The organism is Streptococcus oralis subsp. dentisani, from assembly GCF_002096615.1.
Classification (GTDB): Bacteria; Bacillota; Bacilli; order Lactobacillales; family Streptococcaceae; genus Streptococcus; species Streptococcus oralis_U.
Genome location: NZ_NCUX01000033.1, coordinates 428,504 through 446,568, shown reverse-complemented (window position 1 = coordinate 446,568; position 18,065 = coordinate 428,504). Strand labels below are relative to the sequence as shown.

At 40.7% G+C, this 18,065-nt stretch carries 14 protein-coding genes; 5 read left to right on the top strand and 9 right to left on the bottom strand.

Annotated elements, in window-relative coordinates:
- The first annotated feature begins 182 nt into the window (after positions 1 to 182).
- From B7708_RS09365 to B7708_RS09355, 3 genes are read left to right on the top strand one after another with little or no spacing between them, the layout of a single operon-like run.
- Positions 183 to 434: a lactococcin 972 family bacteriocin gene (locus B7708_RS09365; RefSeq protein ID WP_084975377.1), complete on the top strand. Its 252-nt coding sequence runs from the start codon at positions 183 to 185 to the stop codon at positions 432 to 434.
- Between the two features lie 18 nt (positions 435 to 452).
- Positions 453 to 2,462 (top strand): DUF1430 domain-containing protein, encoded by a 2,010-nt coding sequence (locus B7708_RS09360; RefSeq protein ID WP_084975375.1) that lies wholly within the window; start codon positions 453 to 455, stop codon positions 2,460 to 2,462.
- 1 nt (position 2,463) lies between these two features.
- Positions 2,464 to 3,096, top strand: a complete 633-nt coding sequence (locus tag B7708_RS09355; RefSeq protein ID WP_084975373.1) for a putative bacteriocin export ABC transporter — start codon at positions 2,464 to 2,466, stop codon at positions 3,094 to 3,096.
- Between the two features lie 68 nt (positions 3,097 to 3,164).
- Here the strand turns inward: B7708_RS09355 and xerS are convergent, their stop codons facing one another.
- From xerS to ylqF, 6 genes are all read right to left on the bottom strand, one after another.
- A complete protein-coding gene (gene xerS, locus B7708_RS09350) occupies positions 3,165 to 4,235 on the bottom strand; it encodes a tyrosine recombinase XerS (protein ID WP_084975371.1) in 1,071 nt (356 codons plus the stop codon).
- A gap of 186 nt (positions 4,236 to 4,421) precedes the next feature.
- On the bottom strand, positions 4,422 to 4,859 hold the full coding sequence (locus B7708_RS09345) for a MepB family protein (protein ID WP_025170981.1): 438 nt from the start codon (positions 4,857 to 4,859) through the stop codon (positions 4,422 to 4,424).
- A gap of 83 nt (positions 4,860 to 4,942) precedes the next feature.
- Entirely contained in the window at positions 4,943 to 5,668 is a 726-nt protein-coding gene (locus B7708_RS09340; protein WP_084975369.1) for a CPBP family intramembrane glutamic endopeptidase, read from the bottom strand.
- A gap of 51 nt (positions 5,669 to 5,719) precedes the next feature.
- On the bottom strand, positions 5,720 to 7,270 hold the full coding sequence (locus B7708_RS09335; protein ID WP_084975367.1) for a ClC family H(+)/Cl(-) exchange transporter: 1,551 nt from the start codon (positions 7,268 to 7,270) through the stop codon (positions 5,720 to 5,722).
- Between the two features lie 12 nt (positions 7,271 to 7,282).
- Complete coding sequence (locus tag B7708_RS09330) at positions 7,283 to 8,062, bottom strand: ribonuclease HII (protein WP_084975365.1); 780 nt, start codon at positions 8,060 to 8,062, stop codon at positions 7,283 to 7,285.
- Positions 8,049 to 8,900, bottom strand: a complete 852-nt coding sequence (ylqF, locus tag B7708_RS09325; RefSeq protein WP_084975363.1) for a ribosome biogenesis GTPase YlqF — start codon at positions 8,898 to 8,900, stop codon at positions 8,049 to 8,051. Before ylqF ends, B7708_RS09330 begins: the two co-directional genes overlap by 14 nt.
- A gap of 209 nt (positions 8,901 to 9,109) precedes the next feature.
- Between ylqF and mazE the strand changes: the two genes are divergently transcribed.
- Together mazE and B7708_RS09315 are read left to right on the top strand one after the other, a co-directional pair.
- Positions 9,110 to 9,325, top strand: a complete 216-nt coding sequence (mazE, locus tag B7708_RS09320) for a type II toxin-antitoxin system PemI/MazE family antitoxin (protein ID WP_084975361.1) — start codon at positions 9,110 to 9,112, stop codon at positions 9,323 to 9,325.
- On the top strand, positions 9,309 to 9,665 hold the full coding sequence (locus B7708_RS09315) for a type II toxin-antitoxin system PemK/MazF family toxin (protein WP_084975359.1): 357 nt from the start codon (positions 9,309 to 9,311) through the stop codon (positions 9,663 to 9,665). Before mazE ends, B7708_RS09315 begins: the two co-directional genes overlap by 17 nt.
- A gap of 33 nt (positions 9,666 to 9,698) precedes the next feature.
- On the opposite strand, the gene B7708_RS09310 is transcribed toward B7708_RS09315, so the two are convergent.
- The 3 genes from B7708_RS09310 to rexB all read right to left on the bottom strand — a co-directional run bounded on the left by B7708_RS09310 (position 9,699) and on the right by rexB (position 17,973).
- Positions 9,699 to 10,877 carry a hypothetical protein gene (locus tag B7708_RS09310; RefSeq protein ID WP_084975357.1) on the bottom strand — a complete coding sequence of 393 codons (1,179 nt, stop codon included), beginning with the start codon at positions 10,875 to 10,877 and terminating at the stop codon, positions 9,699 to 9,701.
- Between the two features lie 170 nt (positions 10,878 to 11,047).
- Positions 11,048 to 14,701, bottom strand: coding sequence for a helicase-exonuclease AddAB subunit AddA (gene addA / locus B7708_RS09300; protein ID WP_084975356.1), 3,654 nt, complete (start codon positions 14,699 to 14,701; stop codon positions 11,048 to 11,050).
- Positions 14,701 to 17,973 (bottom strand): ATP-dependent nuclease subunit B, encoded by a 3,273-nt coding sequence (gene rexB / locus B7708_RS09295; protein WP_084975354.1) that lies wholly within the window; start codon positions 17,971 to 17,973, stop codon positions 14,701 to 14,703. Before rexB ends, addA begins: the two co-directional genes overlap by 1 nt.
- Between the last annotated feature and the right edge of the window lie 92 nt (positions 17,974 to 18,065).

Here is an 18,065-nt window from a genome sequence, read left to right as displayed (position 1 = left end):
GTTGGTTGCAGAACCAGCTTCGTTTTTTGGTCATCTTATATATAATAATTTGTATTTTTTGGAAAAAGTGATATAATACAGATGTGAAGAGTTGCTCTAGAAAGGAGAAAAAAACGGAAACTATATTTTGAGCAATTCATAATTTTATTGTTAAATAAAGCTTTTAATTTTAATTATGGAAGTTGAGTTGTAGCTTAGCGTGTCCTGTCTTTGCTGATTGGGTATCTGGTGGTAACTGGAGTTACGGAGGATATCATGATTCAGGCAATTGGGGAGCATTCTCAAGTTATTTCCACGACTATCGTTGGCATTGGTCAAGTGTGGCTCGAGCAAGTGACGGCAAATCTAATGTAGGTTATGCTTCTGCTCATTACACATCAAAATCGTTCATAAATACAAGTTTTGATGAATTTGTATACTTTAATTTAGGATAAACTAGAAAGAGTAGAATTATGAAACGTTTATTTATACTTTTTTCGAACCTTTTTATTCTAATCTTTCTGCTTTGGATTGCCTTTATTTCACCAAATACGGTCATCTACCGAAGCCTCCCTGTGGTAGGAGTTCTTAAACAAGAAAGAAATATCACCAATGAGGAGCTTTCGGCCAACTTAGATCAGTTAGCAAGGGAAAGCAATAGTGTAATCGCTCGTCAGATTCAAAAAACGGATTCTAAAGGGCAAGTTAAGTTTTCGTATGATATCTACGGAGAAGGAGCACTTCCTAACGGCATCAAAAAGGAAGAGAAGGAATTCGCTGCAAAGGAAAGTTTGCTTACCAATTACTATATACTATCTGGGAATTTAACCCTTGAAAAATTAGATCAAAAACTCCACAATCTTGGTTTTTCAAAAAGTTTCATGAATAACCCTAATTCCCTGCAAAATTTTCTCGCATTTTTTGGTTCTGGTGCCCAATCTCTAGCCTTGGTTATTTTTATCATCAGCTTTGGTGCATTGGCCATTATTCAAAAAACACTTGAAATGAGAAGTGCAGGGATTCGTTACATTTCTGGAATAAGACGATACCAGCTCTTTGGACATTCTCTCATGGAAGATGGTAAAGAATTGTTTTTAGGATGTATTGGTGGCAGTGTCCTGGGAGCTATTCTGATTTATTATTTACAATTGACCCCTTTTGCCTATTCCCTCATCATTTCAGCTAGTATTATTTACAATACACTTTTATTTATTTTATCTGCTTTTCTATCCTTTTTCTTTGCATTCAGTATTCAGACAGTACACTTGGTCAGCCTTTTAAAGGGGAAAATTCCATTAAAAAGAGTCTTGTTTTTTCTCTTTACATGTCAATTTCTTGCAATCACTGTCATTGGTCTTTCAGTTCATCGTGTCAGCATTTATGGCTCTATCTGGCAGACTTACCAAGAGGGGAAAGTGGCTTGGTCTAAAGAGACGAATTGGGTTCAAATTGGTGTAAATCGGGAGGATTTTTCACAGGGTACAAACAAAGAGACGCAAATTGAGAACAGAGCCAAATGGTCTAAGCTCATCGAGTCTGGCATCGAAAAAGGTGGTCTCTTGGTCTATCATCAGCTCGCACCTTTTGATTCAAAAGGCTTCATGAATGATCCTAGAACGGGTAGAAAGATTTCAATCACAGATTACGATCCTCTTGCCAATACCCTGTATGTCACACCAAATTACCTTGATATCCAAAGGATCTCAGTTTCCCCCGAGGAAAAAGAGCGTTTGAATCACTTGCAAGCTGGAGAGTTTGGACTCTTGCTCCCTGAAAAGTTGAAAGGACAAGAAGAGGAGTTGAAAAAACGCTATGAAGATTATCTGACTCCTAGTGATGAACAAGGAAAGAGTCAGTTGCCTATGAAAGCACGGGTGACCTATCTTCCTAACAACCAAAAACGATTTATCTATAATAATACACCGATGAGCTATCAGCAATTTCTGACAGATCCGATTTTGATTGTTGTTCGACCTACAAGCTTTGGTGGCTACGAAAATCCTTATTTCTCTCATCTTAATTCTTATCTATACTTTGATGGTCTGGAAAAAAGCAAGAAACTAGTAGCTGAGAATGGGCTTGAAAAAAACGTTAGTCAATATGACTATGCAGCAGCTGTCTATCAGCAGATGATGCAATCCATTCAATTGGAGAACCTCATGACCATTGCTGGAGGTGTTTTCGGAATGGCGACCTCCATTCTACTCTTTAACACCATGAATTTTCTCTATTTTGAAGAGTTTAGAAGACCGATCTTTCTGAAGAAAATTGCGGGCATGGACTTTTTGAAAATTCACAAAAGCATGCTCGTATCAGAGATTACCATGCTGCTATTAGGTAGCGTCCTGATTTTCTTTCTCACACAGGAGTGGTGGATTGCTCTCGTCACGCTTTTATTATTTACGACCAATGCATGGCTGATTCTCCTTTACCGCTCGCATAAAGAAGAGCATTTCTTGCCCATTATTCTGAAAGGAGCCTAATATGATTAAAATAGAACATCTGGCAAAATCATTTGGAGAACGGACTGTCTTTCAGGATATCAATTTGCAATTTGCAGCAGGAAAGGTCTATGCCCTAATCGGAAATAGCGGTTGTGGCAAAACAACCCTACTCAATATTCTGGCTAAGCTGGAACCTTATGAAAAGGGAAGCATCAGCTATCGAGGGCAAGAACTTAAGCAAATCAAATCTCATCACTTTTTTAAAAATGAATTAGGCTATCTTTTTCAAAACTTTGGTCTTCTTGAAAACGAGACCATAGCTGCAAATTTAGAACTTGGATTGATTGGTCAAAAATGGACTAAACAAGAGAAGAAGAAGCGAGAAGAAGAAGTCTTAGAAAAGGTGGGATTGAATTATCTCACGCTCGATCAAAAAATCTACGAATTATCAGGCGGAGAAGCACAGCGTGTCGCCTTGGCCAAAGTCATCCTCAAAGATCCTCCTTTGATTTTGGCAGATGAACTGACTGCAGCACTTGATCCAGAAACTTCACAAGAAATTATGAACTTGCTTTTATCATTGAAAAAGCCAGACCGCTTGATAATTCTTGCAACTCATAATCCAGTGATTTGGGAAAAGGCCGATGAAGTGATTCGGTTAAATACTATCTAAGTAAAAATACTCTATGATTAAAAATCGTAGAGTATTTTCTGTGTATCTCATAATTTTAATTATGTAAATCAAAGCTTATCTAGAGCATTCTTTTGTTCATCGTTGACGATATGGGTATAGAGGTCAGTGACTTGTGTACTGGCGTGACCTAGCTGATGGCTGACCAAAACTTGCGATTTAGTAGCATCATAGAGCCTTGTTGCTAAGGTATGGCGTAGTTTATGGGGTGTTACACGCACTTTGAAGTCCTCTGAGTACTTAGCAACCATTTTCTCAACACTAGAAGCATCGATACGATTAGGAACTCCTCGGTAGAGTGTAAGAAAGAGCGCTGTATCTGTCTTTTCTGTCTTATAGCGTTGATTTCGAATGGCGAGATAATTCTCTAGGTATGGCTTGGCAAAGGCAGCGACATTAACTGAGTCACGTTTACCCCCTTTTCGAGTGACATCGATAACCATTATTTTGAGATTGAGGTCTCTTAGATCCAGATTAACAGCCTCAGATAAGCGAACACCTGACGCCAAGAGAAGGGCGATAATGGCCAAATCACGTTCTTTATTTTTATTGAATGACGAGAGAGCGCGATTAGAGAGTTGTTTAGGGTACTCTTGATCGATATAAGTTAGAAAACCTTCTGTTTCATCACCTAAAAAGAGTTTTTGCTTGATGTTTTCAGCTCTGGCAGCAAGGGTTTCTTTCTTTTTCTTGGTTGAAACTTTCTTCATTACATTGCGATAAAAGTAGGGTTCGCCCTGATCATTTTCAACTTCCTCAGTTAGATACTTGTAAAGACTAGAAAGTGCTGATAAGGTCCGATTGATGGTTGTCTGAGAGACACCTTGTTTGGTTGTATTGGCGTTCAGCAAAGGACGTTCTCGTAGATAAAGGATAAAAGATTCCATGTCTTTCTTGGTCAAATGTTCCAGAACGTCTAAGGGAATATCTGAAATAGCCTCAGCATTTGAAATACCAGACTCCAAAACCCAGCTGAAAAACCGATCGTATTCCTTGAGGTATTCGTACAAGGTTGTAAAACTATATGGGACAGCAAGCTTAGATTGGTAGTATTCCAGAACATACCAGGGCATGATTTGTTTTAGTTTGTCGATTCGTTCTAGTAAAATCTCACGTTTCATCTATATTCATTCTCCATAAACTAGTCAGTCTACTAGTAGTATAGCATAGACTTATTTATTTTTCAAGAAAATTATAGTTTTTCGGAAAGAAGTTATAAGTGTTTGATGGATTCTAGAAAAAACAAAGACCTGGTTCCACAATCATAAGAAACAGGTCTTTTGTGTGTATGTAATCCGGCAATATGTTTATATTTCAATTTCTCTAAAATATTGCAATTGCCATTTTTGTGTTGCTCGAGCTGTTGTATTTAAATTTGAGCACCAAGGAGGATAAAATCGCATAGACATTTTTCCATTGCTATCTTTTGTCGACAGAATGTTTTTACGAATAGCCACCTCGTTTGGAATAATGAATAGTCCCCTCTTATCATTATCAATGATAACGATTATAAGTTCATTTCCTAAGTCCTCATTGGTATAAGGAATGTTCTTGTTGTTTTGGTCTTTTTTCCAAAAAACTGTAAAATATCCTTCTTTTTTTGGTGTTCTTTTTGCCAAGCGGCATCTTTTATACCCTTGCTCTTCCTTTATATTGATAAGAATACCTTCGTATTTTTCATTGTATTTTTCTTCAATGAAATCGAAATCACCATAAAAATTATATAGAACATCGAGTATTTTCATTATGATGTATGTCCGTCCTCCTTAGCAAATAACTTTTCCAAAGAATAATACTGTTTTCCAACAAAATCAGCTACCGACTATGCTCATTTTTTATGTATTACCATATAGCAGGATACCAAGATGACTAAGATTTTAAGCAGGTAGGTTTCGTATCGATCAGTGTCTATGGTTAGCTGAGACAAGACGTTAATGATCGAATGTGTCATAACGCAAATCCAGAGATTCTTTGTTTTGATATAAAGAGCTGAGAGTATGAAAGAATTCGTCAGCAATCCAATTAGAAACGGTAGAGTTTGCAGTGTTGCTAGGGAACCATCTATGTAAAAGAACAACAGATGCCAAAGCGCCCAGCTGAAAAAGGTTAGGATTGTTGAGTAAAAATATGGCAACTTTTCTTGTAAAATTGGTTGAAAAACATATCGCCATCCAATCTCTTCTATACCACCAAAGATAATAAATTTGAAGAACATCAAAAATGGGAGATACCAGCCAAATTCTACTATTTTCCCACCAAACATTAGAAAAGAAAAATCAAGGATAATTAGAAAAAAAGATAATAAATAATGTTTATAACTGGTATGAATGTTAAAAAAATCGTTAACGATCTTCTTAAAAGGAATATGAAAATAGTGATTTGCAACAATTATTCCCCAAAGAGCTGAGGAAATCCCACCAACAATGATTCCTAAAATAGTTAATAGATTGGAATGAACAGAAAAATGACTCAAGAGAAAGAAAAGGAGACAAGCTGATATTATTTGGCTAAAAGTGCCCAGCCAAAATACCGTAATTGCCTTATTTCTTTTCATAAAGAACCCTTTCAATAATATTTTACGTAAAATAAATTATGTAAACACCACCTATAGCAACAAATCTTTGACTTTTCCAATTTCACTTTTTGGAATGACCAGATGAATCATATCACCCAGATACATTCTGGTTGATCCGTTAACTGTTTGGCTCTTGCCATTATGGACTTGTGTGGTGATGAGTACGTTATGTGGCAAGTTGAGCTCATGAACCTGTTTTCCAGCGATTTTATCTGATACAGGGATTTCAATAAGAGTAACTTCTCCTTCGTCTGTCGCTTCTTCTGGTAGCATTTTTTCTAGCATGGCCTCATAGACTGGAGCACCCTTGAGTAGATCCATGACGATGTAAGCTACCAAGGTCACTAAGCCAAGTGGCATGAGGTTGCGAATGTCCCCTACCATCTCAGTAACAAGAATCATAGCGGTTAAGGGAGCCTTGGATATTGCCCCAAAGTAGCCACTCATTCCTAAAATGACAAATATAGGAAACTGCTCTTGACTGACAAGCCCAAGATTGACACAAATGACACCGACTAGGGCACCAAGCAAGGAACCAAGCGCCAGAATGGGAAGGAAGATTCCTCCTGGGAGACCACTTCCATAGCTAATCATGCTCCAAACAAAGCGAATCAAAAAGTAAGCTAATAGAACTTGGAAACTAAAATCTTGCTCAGTTAAAGAAAGAACGACCTGATTTCCACCACCGAGAATTTGTGGTAAGAAGATGCCGACTGGTATGATAAGGATAAAAGCCAAGATTGGATAATAAGCTCTATCCAAATGGATTTTTTGACCAAGCCAATCATACACTCGACCAACATTGAGTACAGCTTTCTCATAGAGAAAACCAGAGAGTCCGAGAAAAACTCCCATAAGGAGGTAAATCCAATACTGGTCTAGGGTCATGAGAGGAATATTGTCTGGCATATCCAGTACGGGTGTTAGGCCAAATATGAGTAGTGAGACAAAGTTTGCTACGAGACTGGCTGCTAGAGTTGAGACCCAGAAAAAGCGTGAAAAATGGTGATAGACTTCTTCTACAACAAAGAGGAGACCTGCGATTGGTGCATTAAAGGCAGCGGCTAAACCTGCAGCAGCTCCACTGGCAATCAGGGAACGTTCTTCAACTGGGCTAGATTTTAGCCACTTGGCAATACCTTTACCACCAACAGCTCCAAGTTGAATGCTTGGCCCTTCTCGTCCTAACATAAGTCCACTGGCAATAGCAAGAATCCCTAGGACATATTTTTTCCAGAGGACACTCCACCAGTTAAGAGCCATGAGTCCTTTTAGTTCGGCTTCGACTTGAGGAATTCCTGAACCCTTGATATCTTTTTCTGACCGAGTTAGTTTCGCACTGAGCCAGTAAACGAATACATAAAATAGACCAATGATAAAAAGATTGCGCACTAGGTGCGCTTGATCTTGATAGAGTCCTTGTATCAGGTGGAAGCCCTTTTCGATTAAGAAACGAAAAGATCCGACGATTAGCCCGACGACGAGACCAACAATGATTCCTCGTCCAACTTGGGATAATATGGTGCTTGAGGCAAAGGCAAATTCTTTCTTGGAACTGAGTGTTTCTGACTGTTCCTCCATAATCATTTCCTCTTACTTGTCTTTCTTAGTTGAAACCAGTGTTTTGACTGGTTCAAAACTGGTTCGGTGAATTGGGGTGACACCTAATTTTTCCAGTCCTTCTAGGTGTTTAGCTGTTCCATAGCCTGCATTAGCCGTGAAATCATAGCCAGGAAATTGCTGATCGTATTCTTTCATAATATTATCTCGTGTCACCTTGGCCACTATAGATGCAGCTGCGATAGAAAGGGAGTTAGCATCTCCTTTGATAATGGAGGTTTGTGAAATTGGTAACTCCAGTTTCATGGCATCTATCAAAAGGTGCTCAGGTTGTGGACTGAGCTGGGATATTGCTTCTTTCATGGCTAGTTTGGTCGCCTCGTAGATATTGACTTGGTCAATGATATGATTATCCATGATACCAATACCGATTGCCAAGGCTTGATCTTGAACAGCATGATAAATTTCCAAATGTTTCTTTTTGGGGATCTTCTTGCTATCGTTGAGGGCTTTAATTTTACAATTTTTCGGCAAGATAACGACTGCAGCGACCACAGGACCAGCCAGAGGACCACGGCCGACCTCGTCAACACCTGCTATAAAGGTCAATCCTTGCTTATAGAGTTCTTTTTCATAGGAAAGCATAGATTCCAAACGAAGGTCTTCATCCAGTTCAGCCTGAATGGCTTTTTTACGCTTGCTGATTTCTTTTTGAACTCCAGAACGAGTATCTTTTTCCAGTTCAAGAAAAAGGGGATTGTCTAATTCTTTGACAGTAGCAAGAAGTTCTTTGATTTCTCTAATCGTCGTCATCGATGTCGTCCAATGTATCTAAGGTGTAGTTACCGAGTTTTCCATCACGGACCTCCTTGACGAAGAGGCTGTAAAAGCGGTCGTAGTCGTCTCGGAAACCAAGGGCACGAGTCATATCCATGATGATAACAGGAGCTTCTTCTTCAATTTTCATTTGTTTAAAACGTTCAGCTAGCTTATCAGGATAATGTTCTTTGAAATAATTGAGACCAAAAATGGTCACTTCGTCCATAGGAAGCAACTGGTCTTTGATAGCTCCGGTCAAGGCTAGTTTGAGTGCGACAGCATCATCTTCGAACTTAGGCCAAAGAATCCCTGGTGTGTCTAGGATTTCAAGGTCTTTATTGGTTTTGAGCCATTGTTGCCCCTTGGTAACACCTGGTTTATTGCCGACTACCGCAATCTTTTTCCCAGCCAAACGGTTCATGAGGGTTGATTTACCAGCGTTTGGAATTCCAATAATCATGGTCCGCAAGGTTTCAATCTTGATACCGCGTTCTTTCTGGCGTGCAATCTTATCAGCCATGAGCTTTTTGGCTGCATCAGTCACAACTTTCACAGTAACTTGCTCTTTGGAATTGATGGCCAGTGTTTGAATTCCCTGTGATTCAAAATACTGACGCCATTCTTTTGTCATCGCTGGATCAGCTAGGTCTGCCTTGTTTAAAATCAAGAGTTTGGGTTTATCACCCACAATCTTGTTTAACATAGGATTTTGACTAGATAAAGGTAGACGCGCATCCACCAAAATCGTCACAAAATCAACAAATTTTAAATTCTCCTGAACTTGTCGCCGAGCCTTAGACATGTGGCCCGGAAACCATTGAATAGTAGCCATAATATTTTCCCCTTCCGACTAAAAAAACGTAATAAAACGTTTTCTTTCTCACTATCTATTCTATCATAAATTAGGTGCTTTTGCACAGGCTTTGACTGAAATAAAATCATACTAAAATACATAACTTAATTTATGTATTTTAGTGTTTACTTGACTTAATGTGCTGTTTGGTATATACTTTGTATATACATTTTCGTGGAGGTAGATTGATGAATACAGTAAAGACTCGGAAGGTGGGGAATTCTCTCACTGTGACTATTCCTAAGAATTTGGGTATGACAGAAGGTCAAGAAATGGTTGTCTATAAAGGAATTGATGGAGTCATTGTCTTGGCTCCGAAACTGAAAGATCCTTTTGATGGGATTGCTGATTTAAGAATGACAAATGATTTTGAAGGAGTAATGTCACTTGATAGCGAAATCTGAGTATATTCCTGAAAAGCAAGATATCATTTGGCTCGACTTTGATCCATCAGTTGGTCGGGAAATTCAAAAACGGCGCCCTGCCTTGGTTGTTTCTAGGAGAGAATATGCCTTGCAAACTGGTTTTGTGGCTGTCTGTCCCATTACCCATGGTCAAAAGCATTTAGCAGAAAAAGGCCTGATCGTTCCTGTCTCGTCGGATAAGGTAGATGGTGCTGTCAATCCATTTCAACTGTATACTTTTGATTTTCGGATGCGCAATGCTCAAAAAATAACAAGAATGGACACGCAATGTTTTCAGAAAGTCGTCCAACTTTACCAGTACATCTTTGGAGATACTTAAATCCTACCATGCATAGACAAGGTAGGATTTTTTCTATATGAGTAACCTATCTAGAAACGGGTGAAGGCAATTAAGGAGAATTCCTCTAATCCAGCTTTCTTGTGCAGATGATAGATGTTCTGCCTGAAGGCATTCTTTTAGAAAATCGCGGACTTGTTCTGGTGCAATTTCAAACTCAAAGGCTTTCATCTTGTAGAAAAAGTCGATGAGATGCTCAGATAAGTAATCATCTGAAAAGGGAACTTTTCCACTTTTTCGATATTCTAATAGAAGCCGAGAAAATCTAGCTTTTTCATCAGACAAATCCCGAAAATAGGAATTAAGAAGCCAAGTCTGCTTCTGCTTTCGTTCAATCGGATCTTGATTTGCAATCCGCTGATCCTTTTCCAGCTCTTTCTGGTTTTGATTAGCCTTGATAGCCCGTTCGTCTCCATTCTTACCAAAGAGGATTTTCTCCCACTTTCGTTCTTCTTGGGTCAAGGTTTCTGTAAAGCCAAAGTAATCTTGATAGGCGCGTTCAGCAGGTCCCATGGCAAGAATGAGATTGTCAGCGTATTGCTTGGCGATTTTATCTCTTTTCTTACGTTCTTTCTCTGCTTGAATCCGTAGATGCTGCTCGTAGTCGATTTTCTCCTTGCCTAGTTTGACAAGGTAGAGTTGGTCATCAGACTTACCAAGTAGAAAAGGTTTGATACACTTTTCCAGCACTTCTTCCATTCGAGCCTTTTTCTTTGGCTCTGCCTTGGTCCAACTTCCGCCTTGAAAGACTTCTAGGAAGAGCTGATAATCTTTCTCAGGTGCAAATTGGTTGCCACGATTGGCTTTGAAAACACCTTTCTCCCAAAACCATTTTAGAAGTCGTTCGTCAAAATCGCTTTTATTTACCTTGATTTTTCCCTTTTTCTGAGCCTTTCTGGTTAGATTTTCAATCTTTCTGAGTAGTTTTTCTTCCTCTTCCAGTTGCTGATCGAGGCTAATACGATGAAAATGGCGAACACAGTCGCTTCCAATAGGAAAGAGGCGTTGACCTGTGACACCATTAAAGAGTTCGTAGGCGTATTTAATGGCATTCCCACAGACACAATTACTACGCCCAATGCCATTAAAAATCAAGGAAACTTCATTCCATTCCTTGGTTGCTTGATCCCAAGTATCGGCTTTTGAAGCCTGTAAAACTGCATCGTGCAGGGATTTTCTAACTGGAAGTGGCATGAGGTCTCCTTTCTAATACTCAATGAAAATCAAAGAGCAAACTAGGAAGCTAGCTGCAGGTTGCTCAAAGCACTGCTTTGAGGTTGTAGATAGAACTGACGAAGTCAGTAATCATATATACGGCAAGGTGAAGCCAACGTGGTTTGAATTTGATTTTCGAAGAGTATAAATTATACTTTTACAACTTGAACCTCGTCTTTGCCGAGTAAAATCAAGTATTTTTCTATGTTTTCAATCGAATAAGCTCGTGATAAGGCCTCACCATATAGGGCTAACTGACCACGATAGCGGTCTATGAGTTGACTTGGTTGATCGTAACGGTCTGTCTTATAGTCGAAAAGAACAATACGATCCTCATAAAGCAGATAGCCATCAAGGATACCACGGACAACAAAGTCCTCCTGACTCTTTTGATCTCTTTTGAGCATGGAGAAGGGTTGCTCGCGATAGAGATGGTCGGTATGAGCGAGAATTTCCTGACCAAGTGCTGTGTCAAAGAATGCAAGAATTTTCGCAAGATTAATTTTGTCTCTGACAGCTGGACTAGCCTGAACTTGTTTGAGAGTTTCTGTCAGGCTAGCAAGGGTTGGTCGCTGACTGAGGTCAATTCTCTGCATAAGTTCGTGGGTTGCACTACCAATTTCTGCTCCAGTGACTTTTTCTTTAGTTGAAAAATTTGGCAAATCAAAGCTGATTTTCTTCTCAGTTGATTTGGTTTGGTTAGCAATTTCTACCCCTTCCATATCCATAACCGGTTCGTAGAATTTCTTGATTTGACTTGGGGTTTGAACACTAGGAAGATCAATAGCTGCGCGGTGAAGAATATTATAGACTTCCACCTCTTTCAGCATTTCAAGGGCTTCTTTGATGGTTTCTGATTGCCGGTTACTTGCTTGGGAACTATCTTGTAGAGGGCTCTTGGTTTCCAACTCTCCGATAGCTTCCCTAGTCAACTGGTCTTCACCAACAAAATGATAGCTAAAGTTGAGATTGTCCTTGGTAAATACTTTGGTAATAGCCCAGATCCAATCTTGGAAATTCTTGGCTTGCAGTCTGGTTTTGCTATCTAATTTTCCGTTATTTGCTGCTGGATATTCCTTGGCTTCTAGCTTTTTACGAGAGCCCTTACCGACAAGATAAAGCTTTCTCTCAGCCCGTGTCATGGCAACATACAGCAGGCGCATCTGTTCAGAATAGCTAGCCAGTTGCAATTCTTCTTCATTCTGCGTATAAGTTAGGCTAGGAATGGAGAGTTTGATGGTTTTAGGATAGTGTGTTTCCACTGCTCCTGTCTCTACCTTGGCAATGTATTTGACACCAAGCCCATTTTGACGACTGAGAATGACGTCTGACATCGAATCTTGCTTGTTGAAGTCCTGATCCATGTTGAGGATAAAGACGTAAGGGAACTCCAGCCCTTTGCTCTTGTGAATGGTCATGAGTTCCACGGCATCTTTAGGCGGTGCGACGGCTACGCTTGCGAGATCGTGCTGGGCTTCTAGGACTTGGTCAATCATACGTATAAAACGCGACAAACCCTTGAAATTACTCTTTTCAAACTGGTCAGCTCGCAGAGCTAGGGCGTAAAGATTGGCCTGTCTGGCTGGACCGTTTGGCAAGGCTCCAACATAGTCATAGTAAAAACGGTCATTATAAATCTTCCAAACCAAGTCATAGAGAGTGTGGGTTTTGGCATACAAGCGCCAAGAATCCAAAAAATCCATGAACTGATTTAGTTTCTCAGCTAGAGCTGTATGAATTAACTCTTTCTGGCTAGCTGCTTGTTTTTGAGCATTGACCAGTTTCTCAAAAAGATTCTCTTGGATCTTATCCTCTGCTTTCTGAAGGGACAAACGTGCTAACTCGTCCTCATCAAAACCAAACATAGGAGACTTCATCAGGGCAACCAAGGCATAGTCTTGCAGGGGATTGTGAATGACACGCAGGGTGTCCAGCATGACTTGTACTTCTAGGGATTGGAGATAATTATTTTGCTCACCGTCGGTTTTGACAGGAATCCCATACTCAGACAGGGCAAGTAGAATCTGGTCATTACGACTGCGACTGGAAGTCAAAAAGGCAATTTCCTTAAAGGCTACACCTTTCTCTTGGTGGAGCTTCAAGATTTCCTTGATGACCAGACGCATTTCACCAGTTAGTTTCGTGTCTGCATCACTTTCTTCTTCCTCTTGCCCACTATCGTCCTTGTCGTAGAGGAGAAATTCTGCCTTGTTGTCTGGATTAGGAGTCAGTTTGGTATTAGCAAAAACAAGCTGGTGCATGCTATCATAGTTGATTTCGCCGATCTCTTGGTCCATAAGGCGTCCAAAAACATCATTGGTTGCTGACAGCACTTCTGAACTGCTACGGAAATTTTCCTTGAGCAGAATCAGCTTGCCTTCTTGAGGATTTTGCGCATAGCGTTGGAATTTTTCATTGAAGATCTGCGGGTCTGCCTGACGGAAACGGTAGATAGATTGCTTGATATCTCCCACCATAAAGCGATTGTGACCATTCGACAGCAATTCCAGCATCCGTTCTTGAATATGGTTGGTATCCTGATACTCATCGACCATGATTTCGTGGAATCGTTCCTGATAAGCCTCGCGGACTTGTGGGAAATTCTCTAAAATCTCAATGGTGAAATGGCTGATATCAGCGAATTCAAAGGCATTTTCATGGCGTTTACGTTCTCGATAAGCCTCCACAAAATCACTCATGAAGGTTTGGAAGGTTTTAGCTAGATCCCATGTGTCTTCATGATAATGTTCTTGGTAGTCGAGAATTGTTATCTGGTCCGCCAGTTGTCCTAGTTTAGAAAACTGGGCCTTTCTCTCATCGTTATAGGCATCAGCCAGTGGCTTCAAATCGGCCTTACGACTGGAGTTAGCTAGAGCTCGACCATTTTTCTCCTTAGAAATGGCGACAATACGCTCAAGCACTGCTCGATAAGCCTGGCTATCGGACTCTTGATTTAAGGAGCTAATTTCATCCAGAACCAGCTGCACATTTTCTAAATAGGCAGCTTTGGGAAACTCATTGGCATCGTTATCCAGATGATAACGGAAAAAGCTTTCCAAATCCCAAAGCGCCTGCTTGATTTGCTCAGTTTGTTTGTCTTTCTCATTTGCAAAGTCAGCTTTTTCAAACCCTTTGAGGAAAGACTCGTTCAGCCATTTTTGGGGACTGCTGGTGGATTGAAGGAAATCATAGATTTTGTAGACTTGCTGGCGCAGGCCTCTTTCATCCTTGCCTCGCCCAACAAAGTTCTTTACCAAACGGCTAAATTTCTCTTTATTCTCACCTTGGTAATGATCTTCAAAGACCTGATGAAAAACTTCGTTTTTTAAGATTAACTGTTCACTTTCATTTTGCAGAATACGGAAGTTCGGTGAGATATCAATCAGATAGCCATGTTTGCCAAGGAATTTTTGTGTGAAAGAGTCCATGGTTCCGATAGCAGCGTTTGGCAGATCTGCCAACTGTCGTCCCAAGTGTTGTTTGAGGTCAACGTCGCTACTTTCTTGGATTTGATGGCTGATTTTTTTCTCCAAACGTTCTTTGAGTTCGGTCGCAGCCTTAACGGTAAAGGTTGAGATAAAGAGTTGGCTGATTTCCACGCCACGTGCTAATTGGTCCAGAATGCGCTCGGCCATAACAAAGGTTTTCCCTGAACCAGCAGATGCTGAAACCAGGATATTTTGACCAGAAGTGTAGATGGCTTCGATTTGCTCGGCAGTTTTCTTTTGTTCCTTGCTCGAACTCGCTTCTGCTTCTTGCAGTTTTTGAATTTCTTCCTCGGTTAAAAAGGAAATGGGCTTCATCAATTCAACTCCTCTCTCATTTTTTCAAACCAAGCTTGCTTGAGCTTTTCTCCTACTAGGCGCTTGCCGTCAGACAACTCTAATTTCTCAAGGAAACGGGCTTGTCCCAAGTGGTAATTTGCTTCAAAACCTGTGATGGCTTGGTGTTGCTGGACGTATGGAGCAATACTTCTGCCGTTTTCTGTGTATGGATTGATGGCAAACTGGCCTTCTAAAATCTTCTCAGCTGCCTTCTTGTACAGATGGGCATTATAGTCTAGTAAGAGCTGAAATTCCTCGTCTGTCAGCTGATTGGCCTTGTGTTTGTTGTAAAATTCACCTAAGTAACTGCTTTCTTTCTCTAAAAAGAGTCCCTGGTATTTCATAGACTTGCTGGCTTCTGCTACTGCTCCAGACAAACTTTTAACAGATAATAAAGATTGGACAGGTTCAGCCATTTCTAGGTACATAGCTCCGAAAAAATTCTGCTCCCCTTCTCTTTTTAGGGCAGCAAGATAGGTTGGCAACTGGGAATTAAGCCCATTGAAGAAATGAGGAAACTGGAACTGAGTCAGACTAGACTTGTAGTCCACCACTCCTAGCGCTCCATCAGCTTTCAGGCGGTCAATACGGTCAACCTTGCCTCGCACATAGACACTCCGACCATTATCCAATTGAATAAATGCCTGATCCTTGCCACCAAATGTTGCCTCCTCTTGAATGGTTTCAATGGCTGGATTATGACGAAGGATGTGGCCCGTAGTTCGTGCAACATCAAGCAGAACTTCCTTGGTAAACTGGGCTTCCAAACTTTCCTGATAAATAGCCTCAAATTCCCGTTCTTGGCTGGTTTCCTTAATAGCTTGTTCCAGACGTTGGTCAAAGGAATTTTCAGAAGGCAGTTTAAAGGCACGTTCAAAAATACAGTGCAAGAAATTCCCATGACTGCGAGCATCTGGACGCAGGCGCAATTCTTCCTGCAAACCTAATACATAACGGAGGAAATAACTATATTCATTGCGGTAAAACTCCGTCAAACCAGAGGTAGACAGGTAAAACTCCTTGTCAACAGGGTAGAGAGCCTGCAAGGTCTCTTTCTCTAATGGTTTACTACTTGGACTTGTTGGGAGTGCTGGATTTGTAAGGCCTTTTTGATCAAGTTTTTTCCCCATGACACGCGCCAGAACCTTGACAAAAGTCAAGTCTTGCTCAGTATTACTTGTCTCGCCCTGCTGATGGTAGGCAACCAAACTAGACAAGAGACTGTGATATGACCCCATATCATCCTTAGACAGACCTTTGTGATGAATCTTCTTCTCTATCCGATTAAATCCAAAACTCACCAGTTCCTGAAGATAAGCCGATTCCTTGCTCTCATTTTCATTGAGAAGACTTGGAGCTGACAAAATCAACTGCTTGCCGGCAGCATTAACTAAGGAAAGCATGGTGTAGCGATTCTTCTTAAGGTTTTCACTACTTGCAATCAGTAATTGCGCTCCCTCATCAGTCGCTTGGTTTAGGCTTTGTCTTTCTTCGTCTGTCAAAAGACTGGTATTTTGCACGATTTTTGGTAAATGATCCTGAGTCAGCCCAATGGCGTAGACAAAGTCAGCTGTCAGAGGGGCAATCAGATCGTAACTCTGCACCAGAACGGTGTCCACTGTTGCTGGAATGGTGCGATACTGGGACAAACTCATCCCAGAATGAAGCAAGGCCAGGAAGTCCTCCAGACTAACTTGTGAACCAGCAAAAACCGTCGCAAATTGTTCTAAAACATGGCAGAAGGCTTTCCAAACTTCAGCTTGTCTTTCCTGTTCTAGAGTTTCCATAGTAGCTGTCAACTCTTGCATCTGCTTGCTTAAAGCAGCATTTTTTAGAAAAGTATTCCACTTTTGCAAGAGATTTTCAGTCTTTTGCTTCCGACTGGCAAATAAGGTTTCAAGTGGCGCCAAAACTCGAAGACGAAGAGAATTTAAACGCTCTAAATCGAATTTTCCGTGGTGAGATTTGGTGAAGGTCTGCTGAAAGGCTGGTAAGCCATTGATACCAAGATAGCGGAGGTATTGCTCAAAAGCATCAATCTCCGCTTGGCTAAGGTCAGTATACAGACCAGTTCTGAGGAGATTAATCAAATCCTCTTGACGGAAACGGTAACGTTTCAAACGCAAAATAGACTCCACGTACTGAGTCAAAGGGTGGTGAGCCATGGATTCACTTCTACCAAGATAGAAAGGAATTTGGTACTGGTCAAAAATAGTTTTTAGTGATAGCTGGTAAGAAGCCACATCCCCCAGCAGAATACGAAAATGCTTGTAACTCAGTTCTGGATGGTCATGTAATTTCTGACGAATGCTACGGGCTACCAATTCCAATTCTTCCTTTTGCGTTAAACAAGACCAGATTTGCAGGTTTTCACGGTCCTTCTCATCGACATCTAAAGCGAGTTCTGAGAAGTCATAAGAAGACTCAAGCAAACGAGAAGCCTTGTCAAAACTATCCATTTTCTCATGTGTCTGAGAACGATCCTGAGCAGGTGTTTGGTATTTTGCCCCCAAATGATGGAGGAATTCCACACTGGCTTGATAGAGATTACCTTCAGTGAAAGGACTGGTATAGGCTTTCTTGCTTGTATAAGCACCAATGACAATCTCGGCACCTTTTCGATGAAGTAGATCCACTACACGCTCTTCCTCGGCAGAAAAACGGGTAAAACCGTCAATAACCAAGGCAATCTGATTGAAATCACTACTTACCTTATCGTTCTCAATAGCCTCAATCAAATGGGACAACTGACTCCCCTGAGCCAACTGGCTTTGATTGAGATAGGTAGTCACTTTCTCAAAAATCAAGAGTAAGTCTGCTCGCTTATCCTCATCTGTTAAACTTTCCAAGTCCAAAAAGCTCATCTGAGCAGTCATCATCTCATGATAAAGTTCAATCAACTGCTGGATAAATTGAGGATCTTGCTTAATAGCACCATAAACTCGCAATTCTTTAGGATCAAGTTCCGCAAGGCATTTATAAAAGGCCATCCCAAGGCCGATATCATCTAGACTGGTCTTTGTAGGCAAATCATTTAAAACTAAGTAACGAGCCATCTGAGCAAAACGCGTGACGGTAATCGCAAAAGAAGCCTGCTGGGACAAGCATTCCAGCACGGCGCGTTCCTTTTCAAATGAAAGAGAGTTGGGGGCGATGTAGAAGACACGCTTGCCCACAGCAACTAACTCCTCCGCCTCTCTAGTCAGGATTTCTGTCAAAGAAGTCCGAATATCAGTATAAAGTAATTTCATCTCAGCCTCGTTTGGTTTATCAAAGTTTCTTACTCTATTATAGCAAAGTTCGTTTCACAGTCCAAATCCAAAATTCTAGTTGACAATCATTT